At 71.5% G+C, this 12,313-nt stretch carries 10 protein-coding genes; 5 read left to right on the top strand and 5 right to left on the bottom strand.

Translation table 11 applies throughout. The features are described from left to right. Nucleotides 1–128: 128 nt before the first annotated feature. From I6A60_RS29865 to I6A60_RS29875, 3 genes are read right to left on the bottom strand one after another with little or no spacing between them, the layout of a single operon-like run. Complete coding sequence (locus tag I6A60_RS29865; RefSeq protein WP_203012297.1) at nt 129–890, bottom strand: hypothetical protein; 762 nt, start codon at nt 888–890, stop codon at nt 129–131. After that, a complete protein-coding gene (locus I6A60_RS29870; RefSeq protein WP_203012298.1) occupies nt 877–2,556 on the bottom strand; it encodes a substrate-binding domain-containing protein in 1,680 nt (559 codons plus the stop codon). Before I6A60_RS29870 ends, I6A60_RS29865 begins: the two co-directional genes overlap by 14 nt. Further along, complete coding sequence (locus I6A60_RS29875; protein ID WP_203012299.1) at nt 2,553–3,686, bottom strand: hypothetical protein; 1,134 nt, start codon at nt 3,684–3,686, stop codon at nt 2,553–2,555. Before I6A60_RS29875 ends, I6A60_RS29870 begins: the two co-directional genes overlap by 4 nt. A 342-nt stretch (nt 3,687–4,028) precedes the next feature. Between I6A60_RS29875 and I6A60_RS29880 the strand changes: the two genes are divergently transcribed. Then, nucleotides 4,029–4,832: a YdcF family protein gene (locus I6A60_RS29880; RefSeq protein WP_203012300.1), complete on the top strand. Its 804-nt coding sequence runs from the start codon at nt 4,029–4,031 to the stop codon at nt 4,830–4,832. A gap of 365 nt (nt 4,833–5,197) precedes the next feature. Next, entirely contained in the window at nt 5,198–7,069 is a 1,872-nt protein-coding gene (locus I6A60_RS29885; RefSeq protein WP_203012301.1) for a transketolase, read from the top strand. A gap of 77 nt (nt 7,070–7,146) precedes the next feature. Here I6A60_RS29885 and I6A60_RS29890 read toward each other — a convergent pair whose 3' ends face one another. Both I6A60_RS29890 and I6A60_RS29895 read right to left on the bottom strand, forming a co-directional pair. Beyond that, the gene (locus tag I6A60_RS29890) at nt 7,147–7,683 is read right to left on the bottom strand and encodes a PH domain-containing protein (protein ID WP_013423377.1); all 537 of its coding nucleotides are present in this window, start codon (nt 7,681–7,683) and stop codon (nt 7,147–7,149) included. Between the two features lie 40 nt (nt 7,684–7,723). Next, the gene (locus tag I6A60_RS29895; protein WP_013423378.1) at nt 7,724–7,879 is read right to left on the bottom strand and encodes a hypothetical protein; all 156 of its coding nucleotides are present in this window, start codon (nt 7,877–7,879) and stop codon (nt 7,724–7,726) included. Between the two features lie 109 nt (nt 7,880–7,988). Here I6A60_RS29895 and I6A60_RS29900 point away from each other — a divergent pair, with 109 nt between their 5' ends. The 3 genes from I6A60_RS29900 to I6A60_RS29910 form a co-directional block, all read left to right on the top strand. Beyond that, on the top strand, nt 7,989–9,302 hold the full coding sequence (locus I6A60_RS29900) for a deoxyguanosinetriphosphate triphosphohydrolase (protein WP_203012312.1): 1,314 nt from the start codon (nt 7,989–7,991) through the stop codon (nt 9,300–9,302). 404 nt (nt 9,303–9,706) lie between these two features. Beyond that, nucleotides 9,707–11,638 (top strand): DNA primase, encoded by a 1,932-nt coding sequence (gene dnaG / locus I6A60_RS29905; RefSeq protein WP_203012313.1) that lies wholly within the window; start codon nt 9,707–9,709, stop codon nt 11,636–11,638. A gap of 76 nt (nt 11,639–11,714) precedes the next feature. After that, a partial coding sequence (locus I6A60_RS29910) for a sigma-70 factor domain-containing protein (protein ID WP_305038683.1) occupies nt 11,715–12,313 on the top strand: 599 nt, incomplete at its 3' end.

Below are 12,313 nucleotides of genomic sequence, written 5' to 3' on the forward strand. Positions count from 1 at the left end.
GGGGGACAGACTTCGGCCCACTCGGGGGACTGTTTGCTACTCTTGGGAAGACGACGTCGCCCAGGAACACCCCCCGAGTTCCGCGGACGGCGTCGTCTTCATTTTCCCGGTCGGCTTTCCCGGTGCGATCAGTCCAGCTGGCCACCCTGCGCGACAGTCCCGCCCTTCGCCGGCGGCTCGGGGGCGTCCGCGTAGGGGACCGACAGGTCCAGGGCGTGCGGGCCGAACCGGTCCGCGAGGAAGCGCTCGTGGGCCAGCAGCCGGTCGGCCTCGTCCCGGCTCGCGGCCTCCGTCGCCTCCCTGGCCACCTGGTCGAGCAGCGTGAGCTGGTCGAGCAGGACCTGCCGCGGGGTGCGGCCGTCGGGCAACCGATGGCTGCCGGCGAAGGCCCGCGGCAGGCTCAGGTAGGCGTCCAGCGCCGTCGGCAGGTAGTCGTCGACCAGCCGCTCGATCACGAAGGCCTCCGGCGAGCCCCGGCGCAGCAGGTCCGGGCGGTCGAACAGCTCGCCCAACGTGGTCGCGAGCTGGTCGACCTCCTTGATCACCTCCGACGGCGCCCGGCCGATCAGAGCGTGCTGGCGGGCGTCGACGGCCGCGCGCAGCCGGGCGACGTCGACCCGGTCGTCGTACGGCTCCTCAGCGGGTGTCGCGGCGCTGCGGCTCGGGAAGACGAGCGCCCCGGCGGCGTACAGCGCGCCGACACCCAGTGGCCACCACGGTGCCGGCACCACGCCGGTCACGCCGAGCATGACCCCGGCGATGCCGGCCAGGCTGCCCGAGGCGTTGCGCCCCGAGGTCAGCCAGCCGACCAGCGGGTTGCGCCGGCTCGTGCCGTCCGGCTGCTCGTCTCCGCCCGCCTGGTCGCGCACGCGGCGCCTACTGGTAGCCACGGATCTCCCGGAACACGTCGGAGAGGGAGACGCCCGGCGCGGTCGCGTCGAAGACCGCGCCGCCGGTGCTGGTCGCGATCTGGGTGAGCGCGGCCCGGTCCGCGTCGCCGAAGTCGACCGCGAAGGTGCGCACACCCCGGACGTCCGGTGGCCGGGTGTTGTAGCGAGCCAGGAAGCCGGCGGAGTCCAGGCCCCGGTTGTTCTCGCCGTCGGTCATGAGCACGATCGAGGTCAGCGCGCTCGGGTCCGCCTTCATCCCGGTGGCGGCCGTCGTGTAGGCGGCGTCGAGCGCGGAGTAGATCGCCGTGTTGCCGCCGGCCCGCAGCGCGGCGCCATAGTCGGAGATTGCCTTGAGGTCGGCCGAGCCCGGGGTCGGGTCGCTCACCGTGAACTGCCTGGTGGCGGTGACCTTGTCGTTGAACGCGATGATCGTGACCTGTTCACGGGCGCGGAACCGGGCGAACCGGCCGGAGATGCTGTCGTCCGCCCCGGTGAGACCGGTGAGCGCCTGCTGCAGGGCCGCCAGCCGTGGGCCCTCCATCGAGCCCGACGTGTCCAGGACGTAGATCGCGCGGGTGGGCCGGCGGTACTGGTCGAGGTAGGCGGCCAGCAGCTGGTCGGCGACCTGCTCGGTGGCGGGGAACGGCAGCTCTGCCAGCGCCCGGGTGCCGAACCGGGAGTCCAGCGGCACGCCTGGCACGGCCGGGCGCCGGCCGGTCTGGTCCTGGATGCGGCGCTGCACCTGCGGCGAGCGCAGCCAGTCCACCACCCGGGTGTACTCGTCCCGGCGGTTGTCGGCCAGTAGCGCCATCGGGTAGTCGGCGGTGATCACTCCGTCGCTCGGCCGGATGATCGTCAGTGGGCCGGCGGCGCCCGAACGCTGCAACGACAGCAGCACCGACTCGTAGTTGATCATCGCGCCGACACTGGCTGGCGCGGCCTTGACGAAGGCGTCCGTCAGCCAGCCCGAGCTGCCGGCGGTGAGCACCTGACCGGAGAAGAAGCTCTTCAGCGCGTCCGGGCGGATGTCGGAGGCCTGCAGCGCGTCCGCCGTGCCGGCGAACGCCGCGGCCACGCCGACGAGCGCGGAGAAGCCGGAGTTGGACGCGGCCGGGTTCGTCATCGCGTACGTGAGCTGGCCGGAGGCCACCTTCGCGGCGATGTCGGCCCAGGTCACCTTCGTGTCACCGGTCCAGCCGAACTGCGTGGCCAGTGGGGTACGCACCCCGAGCACCACGGGGGAGAGCATCACCGGGTTCCGGGCGAGCTCCTTGGCCGATCCGCCGGGCAGCAGCCGCAGGTAGCGGTCCGAGGAGAACCAGGCCGCGTCGGCGCCGGCGGTGCCGTGCAGGATCCGGTCGGCGCCGTCGAGCGTTCCGGTGTAGCTCAGGGTGACGGTGATGCCGGTGGCCTTCTTCAAGTCCGGCAGCAGCGGTTCCAGGTCGGACAGCTCCGAGCCGGCGAGGACGCGCAGCGTTCCCGGCTTGCTCGGCGGCTGAGTGGTGGCCTTCGTGGCGGTGCCGCCCGAGCTCTGGGTGCAGGCGGCGAGCGCGAGGGCCAGCAGGACCGTGACGGCGCCGGCAGCCCGCGTGGCGCGCGCTCGTGTCCGAAGCCAGTTGGGCGCAACGGCCCGGCCGGCCGCGGCCGGGCGGGCGAGGAGGCTCATCCGCCGGATCCCTGGTGGTAGAGCGTGTCAATGCGCGTGATCATCGTCTCCGAGATGTTCTGGGTCGGCGGGTCGACGACGTTGACCAGCTCGGGTGGCACCGTGACCGTCGCCTGCTTGGAGCTGCTGGTCATCCGAGCCACATCCGCGGTGCGGAAGCCGAAGAACGCGGCCCGGTCCTGCAGCTCCGGGTCCGTCGTCAGCAGCCGGCCGACGGCGTCGCCGGCCTCGGTCAGCGGGACGACCGTGTGCTTGGCGTAGATCGTCGGGCTCGGGTACATCAGCACCCGGCCGCCCGTGATCGAGCCGTCCTTCGCGAACTCGCTGGCGCGGAACTGGGACTCGTAGATCATGACCATCGGCGTCTTGGACATCCCGATCGACAGGTAGTCGCCGTACGGCTCCTGGGTGGTCGAGTCGAGGAAGCCCTGGAGCAGAAACAGCGGCGCGAGCGTGCCGGCGAGCGTCGTCGCCTTCGCGGGGTCCGTGACCACGTTGTTGTCGTTGGCGACGTAGGACGCCAGAGCGAGGTAGAGCGCGGCCGAGTTGGACGTCCGCACGTCCGTGGAGCTGATCAGGACCGACTTGTCGGTGGGGTAGACGGTGTTGCCCTTCAGCTGCGACCAGCGGGTCTTCTTGGCGACCAGATCGAGATAGGTCTTCATGTCGAAGAACGTCGTGCCGCTCTTGTCGGTCTGGGTGACCCCGGCGGTGGCGAGCAGCTGCTCGATCGGGGTGAACGTCGCGATCGCCATTGGCGTGGAGAACGGGGTGTAGCTGGCCCGGGTCACGCCCTGCTTCTGGCGGATCTGCTCGGCCTGGGTCGCGTTCGACGGGAAGGCGATGTCGTAGTCGGTCAGCTTCCGGTTGACGATCTCGCGCGATCCGGCGGTGTCGACGACCAGCTTGTAGCCCTCGGTGGCCAGCCGGGCGGCGACCTTCGGGTCGTTGAGGTAGGGCGCGGTCTCGGACCCGGCCAGCACCCGCACCGTCTTTGGCCCGCTCGATCCGCCCGCGCCGTGCCCGCCGCCGACCAGCCGTGGGATGACAGCGAGGCCGATCACCCCGAGCACCAGCACGACGGCGAGCACCGGGCCGATCACGCGGCCGTTACGGCGACTCGTAGCCACCCGGCCGCCCCCTTGTCTGCTGTGGGGAGGGGCTCGTCCCCTCCCGGGACGCCGCGGCGTCCAGTGACGTCTGCTCGATCATTTGAGGCGGATCGTGCCAGACATCCCGGCGGCCGGGATGTCCGGGAGACGACTGCGGCGGGCGTTGTCACCGGAAGTTCATGTAATCGACGGGCCTGGTCCCGGCAGGAATGTCCGGTGCGTCTGGGATGACGGCCCAGTGAGTGGGGAAGGCTGGGGCGTGTGGACCATCCGACGCAGGCTGGCGGCTCCCTCGCCAGAGTCGAGAGCCGGGTGTGCCAGTCCTGGATGGTGCTTCCACCTCGTTAGGGTCCCTTTCGGATGAGCTCAGCATTCCGCGCACTCGGTGGCCGCGGCTCGCGCGCCGCCGCCACGTCCTCCTCGTCTGCCACGCCCTCCGCCGGGCCGGCCGCCGTCGCCGACCCGCCGGTCGACCCGTCCGACGACCCCGGTCCCGGACGCCGCCGCCGCCCGCGGCTGCTGCACGGCCTGCGGGCGCCCTGGTGGCTGTGGGTGACCCGCGCCGTGTTGGCCGTCGTCGCGGTGTTCGTCGTCCTCTCGCTGGTGACCATCGGCGAGGTGTGGTGGGCTGGCGTGCAGGACCAGCGTCCGCGGTCGGACGCGTTGGTGGTGCTGGGTGCGTCGCAGTACAACGGCCGTCCCTCGGAGGTCTTCCAGGCTCGGCTCGACCACGCGGCCGAGCTGTACCGGGCCGGCGTCGCACCGCTGGTGATCACCGTCGGCGGCAAGATTCCCGGCGACCACTACACCGAGGCCGGTGTAGGCGCGACATATCTGGAGAAGCAGGGAGTACCGACAAGCGCGGTGCTCGCCGTGCCGGAGGGGCGGGACACGCTGGAGTCGCTGATCGGGGTGGCGGGGGAGATGAACACCCGCGGCCTGCGGCGAGCAGTGATCGTGACCGACCGCTGGCACAGCCTGCGCTCGGTCGCCATGGCCCGTGACCTGGGGCTGACGGCGCACAGCTCACCGACCGTCACCGGACCCGCGAACCGGGGTCTGGAGACGCAGGTCCGGTACGTCATCCGGGAGGCGATCGGCTACCGCTTCTACGAGATGTTCCACCGCGCCACGCCGTCGGGCGTCAGCCGGCCCGCGGTCTGACCGTCCGTCAAACCCGTCGGGGCCATTTGGTGTCGGCCGCAACAAAGCGCCGTCGGGGGCTGTTGCCCCGGCGGCGCGGTGTGGTTCGCTGGTCACCGTGCGCGGGACGCACGTCGCGGCTGGACGCGGATCCCGCGCTGGCGGTGCCGGTCGAACGCCTGCCCCGGCTGATCCAGCCTGGCGCGACCCGGGGGATGTGACGCAGACCCGTGGTCTCGACGGGCCGGAAGCCGATCGTGACGCTGGTACGGTTCGGAATCGCCAGGACAGATCACCAAAGAAAAGATCGCCAAGAGGCCGGAAAGTTGCGACGACCGACGGCGGGCCACCGAGGACCCGTCGGGGTCGCGGTGGAGGAGGCAGGCGTGGCAAGTCCCGTGTCCGAAGCGGCGGGCATCGCCGATCTGGAGACGGTTCGCGAGCTGGCGGCGCAGCTGAGGGTTGACTCGATCCGGTCCAGCACGTCGGCCGGCTCCGGGCACCCGACGTCGTCGATGTCCGCCGCGGACCTGCTGGCCGTCCTGGTCGCCCGTCACCTGCGCTATGACTGGGACAACCCCAAGGACCCGGCCAACGACCATCTGATCTTCTCCAAGGGGCATGCGTCCCCGTTGCTGTACTCGGTGTACAAGGCCGTCGGCGTCGTCAGCGACGAAGAGCTGATGACCGGGTACCGCCGGTTCGGCCAGCGGCTGCAGGGCCACCCGACGCCGATCCTGCCCTGGGTGGACGTGGCGACCGGGTCGCTCGGACAGGGCCTGCCCTACGGCGTGGGCGTCGCGATCGCCGGCAAGTACCTGGACAAGAGCCCGTACCGGGTCTGGGTCCTGTGCGGCGACAGCGAGATGGCCGAGGGCTCGATGTGGGAGGCCCTCGACAAGGCGCACGTGTACGGCCTGTCGAACCTGGTCGCGATCGTCGACGTCAACCGGCTCGGCCAGCGCGGCGCGACCGAGCTCGGCTGGGACCTGGACACCTACGCCCGGCGCGCGGCGGCCTTCGGGGCGCACACGATCGAGATCGACGGCCATGACGTCGACGCGATCGACGCCGCCCTCACCGAGGCCGACGGCTTCGACGGCCCGGTGGTCATCCTCGCCAAGACGATCAAGGGTGACGGGTTCAGCGAGATCGCCGACCACGAGGGCTGGCACGGCAAGCCGCTGCCGGCCGACATGGCCGAGCGCGCCATCGCCGAGCTCGGTGGCGAGCGGAACCTGCGCGTCCGCGGCCCGGTGCCCGGTCCTTCGCTGCCCCGGCCGGCCGCGCCGGTGAACAACCCGGTCACCCTGCCGACCTGGGAAGTCGGCACCAAGGTGGCTACCCGAAAGGCCTATGGGGAGGCGCTCGCCGCCCTCGCCGCCCGCGGCGACGTCGTCGTGCTGGACGCCGAGGTGAGCAACTCAACGCACGCCGAGGACTTCAAGAAGGTCGCTCCGGAGCGGTTCTTCGAGATGTACATCGCCGAGCAGCAGCTGGTCGCCGCGGCGGTCGGGCTCGGCGTGCGGGGCTACGTGCCGTTCGCGTCGACGTTCGCCGCGTTCCTGTCCCGGGCGTACGACTTCGTCCGGATGTCGGCGATCTCGCACGCGAACATCCGGCTGTCCGGCTCGCACGCCGGGGTGGAGATCGGCCCCGACGGCCCGTCGCAGATGGCGCTGGAGGACCTGGCGTCGCTGCGCGCGGTCCACGGCTCGACCGTGCTCTACCCGAGCGACGGACCGAGCACGGCGAAGCTCGTCGCCGCGATGGCCGACCTGCCGGGGATCAGCTACCTGCGCACCACCCGCGGCGCCTACCCGGTGCTCTACGGCCCGGACGAGCAGTTCGCGCCCGGTGGCTCGAAGGTGCTACGACGCTCGGACTCCGACGTCGTCACGCTGATCGGCGCGGGCGTCACCCTGCACGAGTCGCTCGCCGCGGCCGACCTGCTCGCCGCCGACGGCATCTCGGCGCGGGTGATCGACCTCTACTCGGTCAAGCCGGTCGACACGGCCACGCTGGCCGAGGCCGCGCGGGCGACCGCCGGGCGGCTCGTCGTCACGGAGGACCACTGGCCGCAGGGCGGTGTCGGCGGCGCGGTGGCCGAGGCGCTCGCCGACGGCACCGTCCCGCTGAAGCTGCGCCACCTCGCGGTCACCGACCTCCCCGGCTCGGGCACCCCCGAGGAACTCCTCGACTTCGCCGGCATCTCGGCGAAGCACATCGCTGCCGCCGCCCGCTCCCTGCTCGCCTAGGGAACCCACAGCCCCCAGCGCGGACATGACTGTGCCCCGCCGTCTTCCGGCGGGGCACAGTCATGTCCGGCTCGGGCTTAACCGTCCGCTGGCTTGGGGGACTCCATGAAGGTCATGTCCAGCAGGGTGATGTAGACCTGGTCCGGCTTCGGGATGTAGGGCAGCTTCTTGAGTGCCTGGTCCTGGCCGGCCGACTCCACGTTGAACTCGCCGTAGCCGAGGACCCGGCCCAGTGGGTCCCGGGTGTACGTCATGTCGGTGATCGCCTTGAGCGGCATGGTCTTCGCCTGGCGCACGAACACGCCTGACACCTTCACCAGCCGCTTGTCGGTGATCATCAGGTGGTCCATGTGCCACTCGGTGATCCGCCAGAGGGCGCGCAGGATCATGAACAGCGCGATGTACCACAGCAGTGTGGTCACCAACGAGGCGCCGTCACCTCGCACCGACAGGAAGATGTTGACCGCCAGGGCGAGGACGACCGCTCCGACCGTCTCGGCGACGACGCGCAGCAGGACGGCCCAGTGCAGCCGCACCATCGACACGAGCTGCTCCTGGGACGCCAGGTACTTCATGTCGCGGTTGGCGGGGTCAGGAAGCCGGAGTCTCACCACGTCAACAGTCTCCCAGACCGGTCACGGGCTCGGCGCGGGATTAGAGCGCCGTCTGGGTGACGAAGTTGGACACTCCGTTACCGATGGACTGAAGGCCGTCGATGCCCTTGGTGATGATGCTGGCCGCACTGTCAGGCTGGGTCACCACGAAGAAAAGCACGAACGCGATGATCAGATACTTGACGATGTTGTTCACGGCGGGCCTCCGGGCCGAGATGTAAAGGTTGCGGCACAAAGTATCGTCGTTGCGAGGCCCCCGGGGAGGCCAATCGCCCCATACGCTCGGCCTCGTGGTGCGGTCCCCGATGACCTGGTACGACGACGCTGATGGCCAACGCCGCCTGAGTGAGCGTTCGAAGGCTACACCTGACGACCGTGGCTGGTTCGCCCGAGATCGGGCCCGCGTGCTCCATTCCAGCGCACTGCGGCGCCTTGCGGCAAAGACGCAGGTCATGGGCCCGCTCGACGACGACTTTCCGCGCACCAGGCTGACGCATTCGCTGGAGACCGCCCAGATAGGGCGCGAGCTCGCCGCCGCTCTTGGCGCAGATCCCGACCTGGTGGATGCGGCCTGCCTGGCGCATGACCTTGGCCACCCGCCGTTCGGACACAACGGAGAACGGGCCCTGAACGTGGCCGCCGCGGCGTGTGGCGGTTTCGAGGGCAACGCCCAGAGCTTCCGCGAGCTGACCAGGCTGGAGGCCAAGACGGTCGACGAGGCCGGCGTCTCCGGTGGGCTCAACCTCACCAGGGCGACCCTCGACGCCACCCTGAAGTACCCGTGGACGCGATGGGGGAGCGGCGCGACGGCGCCGGCCGGCGCGGCAGCCGGCGCGGCCACCGCGTCGGGCTGCTCCGGGCCGGACCTGAGCGCGCGCAAGTACGGCGTCTACGACGACGACGCCGCCACGTTCGGCTGGGTGCGCGAGGGCGCGCCCGACGGCCGGCGCTGCCTGGAAGCGCAGGTCATGGACTGGGCGGACGACGTCGCGTACTCGGTCCACGACCTGGAGGACGGCGTCGTCGGCGGACTGGTCGACCTGGCGGCCATCCAGTCGCCGGCCGGGCGGGCCGAGCTCGCCGCGTACACCGGGGACCTGTACGCCGCGGACACCGCCGAGATCGCCGCGGCCCTGGCCCGTCTCGCGGCGCAGCCCTGGTGGGGCGCGCCGAGCGTCGCGTCGGTTCAGGGGCTGGTCGCGCTGCGCCGGATGACCAGCGAGCTGGTGGCCCGGTTCTCGGCGGCGGCCCGGACGGCGACCCGGGAACGGTTCGGCCCTGGCCCGCTGCGCCGCTACGAGGCCGACCTGGTCGTGCCAGCGGCGGTCCGGGCCGAGTGCGTCGCGCTGAAGGGCGTCGCCTGGTACTTCGTGATCGGCCTGCGCTCCGGTGACGCGCGCCGGGCGCGGCAGCGCGAGGTCGTCGCCGAACTCGTCGAGCTGACGGTGCGGGGAGCGCCGGACTCACTCGAGCCGCTGCTGCGGCTCGCGTGGAGCGCTGCCGTGGACGACGCGTCCCGGCTGCGTATAGTGATCGACCAGGTGGCGCGCTACACGGACGCGAGCGCGACCCGCAAGCACGCCGCCCTGCTCGGCCGCCCGGTTCCGCGTGCCCTCTAGGCCGTGGTCGCGCCCTGGAGGCGCCTCGCGGCGGCCAGTCTGGCCCGTCGGTCCTCGCGGATCGGCCGTACCAGCCGTACCGCGGCGTCCGGATATCGGGACGGCCAGTGCGATGACCCTCCGTCGCCTCGATCGATCTGGCATGATCGGTACTGTCGCGATGCGGACAAGTACCATCGGCCTGTAGGGCTTGCGTGGGTCGTGCTTGTGTGAGCGGCAGTCGCGTGGTGGCACGGTTCTGTGAAACAGAGCCGGGTCGGTGTCGCGCGGTGGTGTCGCCACGAGCTCCCGCGCCAGCTGTGCCGCAACGGGACCTGTTGCGCGACTGGGACGAGGACTGGCCGGGCCTCGAACGGGGTGAAGGTGACCCCGCGGGGTCCGTGCCGCATGCGCGGGAGGGATCGGTGGCCGGACTCATCCGCGACGCGGACATCGCCCTCATCCGCGAGCGGGCCCGCATCGAGGACGTCATCGGGGAGCACGTCCAGCTGCGCCCGGCCGGCGGCGGCAACCTGCGCGGGCTCTGCCCGTTCCATGAGGAGAAGACGCCCTCGTTCAACGTCAAGCCCTCGACCGGCGTCTACTACTGCTTCGGCTGCCAGCAGGGCGGCGACGTCATCGGCTTCGTCCGGGCGATCGACGGGCTGAGCTTCCCCGAGGCGATCGAGCGGCTCGCCCGCAAGGCCGGCGTCACCCTCACCTACGAGGGCGGCGGGACGACCAACCGGTCGGTGACCAGCCAGCGCCAGCGGCTGCTCGACGCCCACCGGGCCGCCGCCCAGTTCTACGCCGAGCACCTCTCGACGGCGCCGGCGCGGGCCGGCTGGGACTTTCTCGCGGCCCGTGGGTTCGACGCGGAGGTGGCCGGCCACTTCGGCGTCGGCTATGCCCCGCAGGGCTGGGACGAGCTGTCCCGGCATCTGCTCGCCCGCCGGTTCACCGCCGAGGAGCTGGTGCTCGGCGGCCTCGCCAAGCAGGGCGTCCGCGGTGGGCTGGTCGACCGCTTCCGCCACCGGCTGCTCTGGCCGATCCGCGACCTGTCCGGCGACGTCGTCGGGTTCGGCGGCCGCCGCCTCGCCGACGACGACGAGAAGGCCGGCCCCAAGTACCTCAACAGCCCCGAGACGCCACTGTTCAAGAAGGCGAGCCTGCTCTACGGCGCGGATCTCGCCCGCCGCGAGATCGCCCGGCGCTACCAGGTCGTCGTGGTCGAGGGCTACACCGACGTGATGGCCTGCCATGTCGCCGGCGTCACGTCCGCGGTGGCGACCTGTGGCACCGCCTTCGGCTCCGACCATGTCGGCGTGATCCGTCGGCTGCTGTGGGACTCCGACGCGCAGCGCGGCGAGGTCATCTTCACCTTCGACGGTGACGCCGCCGGGCAGAAGGCCGCGATGCGCGCCTTCGAGCACGAAGAACGGTTCGTCACCCAGACCTTCGTCGCCGTCGAGACGACGGGGCTGGACCCGTGCGACCTGCGGCTGGCCCGCGGCGACGCGGCGGTGCGGGAGCTGGTCGCGGCCCGGGTGCCGCTGCTGGAGTTCGCGCTGCGCGGCGTGGTCACCCGTCACGACCTCAACAGCGTCGAGGGCCGGATCGCCGCGCTCGACGCGGCCGCGCCGATCGTGAACCAGATCAAGGACTGGTCGCTGCGGCAGCGCTACGCCGTCCAGCTCGACCGCTGGACCGGGTTCAACGACGAGGCCTTCGTGCTGCGCCGGGTCTTCGAGCACCCGTCCGCGCCGGCTCCTGAGACGGGCCGCCGGCCCGGCCGGGACGGCGCCGTGCCGGCGGCCGGCGGCCCCGCGGCGCCACGGGCCGGCGGGCGCGCGCAGGCGGGCGCGGCGCCGGACGACGCGGCCGTGATCGTCGAGCGGGAGACCCTCAAGATCGCGCTGCAGCACCCGGGCCTGGCCGGGCCGGTGTTCGACCAGCTCGACCCCGAGGTGTTCACCCTCGCGGACCACCGGGCGGTGCTGGGGGCGATCGCGGCCGCCGGTGGGGTGTCAGCCGGGCTCGCCGCGGCCGGGGACGTGCCGGCCTGGGTGGGCAGGGTCGTCACCGCGACCCCGCACGAGCCCGTCATGCGCCTGGTCAACGCGCTCGCCGTGGAACCGATGCTCGTCGATCACGAGGTTGACGACCGCTACGTCGGCAACCAGATCGCCCGGGTCAGGGAGCTCGCCGTGACCCGCCGGATCACCGAGCTGAAGTCGCGGGTCCAGCGGCTCAACCCGGTCACCGACCCCGAGGCGTTCAACCGCGACTACGGCGAGCTCATAGCGCTGGAACAACACAAACGCGAGCTCCGGGAACGGGGCCTCGGTGGCCCGTGACCCGGCCCGCGCTCAGTCGGCCACCAGCCTGAAACAGGGTCGATCCCGCCGAGAAGGAAGTGACGAGATTCCACCCATGCGCACCCAGACCACCGTCCTGCCGCGCGTAGCCCAGGTCGAGGAGATCAAGGATCTCATCACCAGGGGCAAAGAGGCTGGCTTTCTCACCACCGACGACATCACGGTGGCGATCCAGGCCGCGGAGCTGCCGCAGGAGCAGGCCGAGCAGGTCCTGACGCTCCTGAACGACGAGGGCATCGAGGTGCTCGACCCGCGGGCCGACTCCGCCGAGACCTCCGACCTGCTCGCCCGGCGTCGCCGCGAGGAGGAGGCGCTCAACGCGAAGGCGCCGACCTCCGACCCGGTGCGCATGTACCTCAAGGAGATCGGCAAGGTCCCGCTGCTGACGGCGGCCGAGGAGGTCGACCTCGCCAAGCGGATCGAGGCGGGCCTGTTCGCCGCCGAGAAGCTGGGTGGCGGCCGGCGGCTGACGGTCGCGTTGCGGGTCGACCTGGAGGCAGTGGCTCGTGACGGCGACGTCGCGAAGCGCAAGCTCGTCGAGGCGAACCTGCGGCTGGTCGTGTCGATCGCCAAGCGGTACGTCGGCCGGGGGATGCTTTTCCTGGATCTGATCCAGGAGGGGAACCTGGGTCTGATCAGGGCGGTCGAGAAGTT

Origin of the sequence: Frankia sp. AgB1.9, assembly GCF_016786355.1 — a bacterium.
Taxonomy (GTDB): Bacteria; Actinomycetota; Actinomycetes; order Frankiales; family Frankiaceae; genus Pseudofrankia.

Excerpts from the sequence above, each read along its gene's own strand:
- I6A60_RS29870 (WP_203012298.1), bottom strand. The coding sequence starts at position 2,556 with ATGAGCCTCCTCGCCCGCCCGGCCGCGGCCGGCCGGGCCGTTGCGCCC.
- I6A60_RS29880 (WP_203012300.1), top strand. The coding sequence starts at position 4,029 with ATGAGCTCAGCATTCCGCGCACTCGGTGGCCGCGGCTCGCGCGCCGCC.
- I6A60_RS29900 (WP_203012312.1), top strand. The coding sequence starts at position 7,989 with ATGACCTGGTACGACGACGCTGATGGCCAACGCCGCCTGAGTGAGCGT.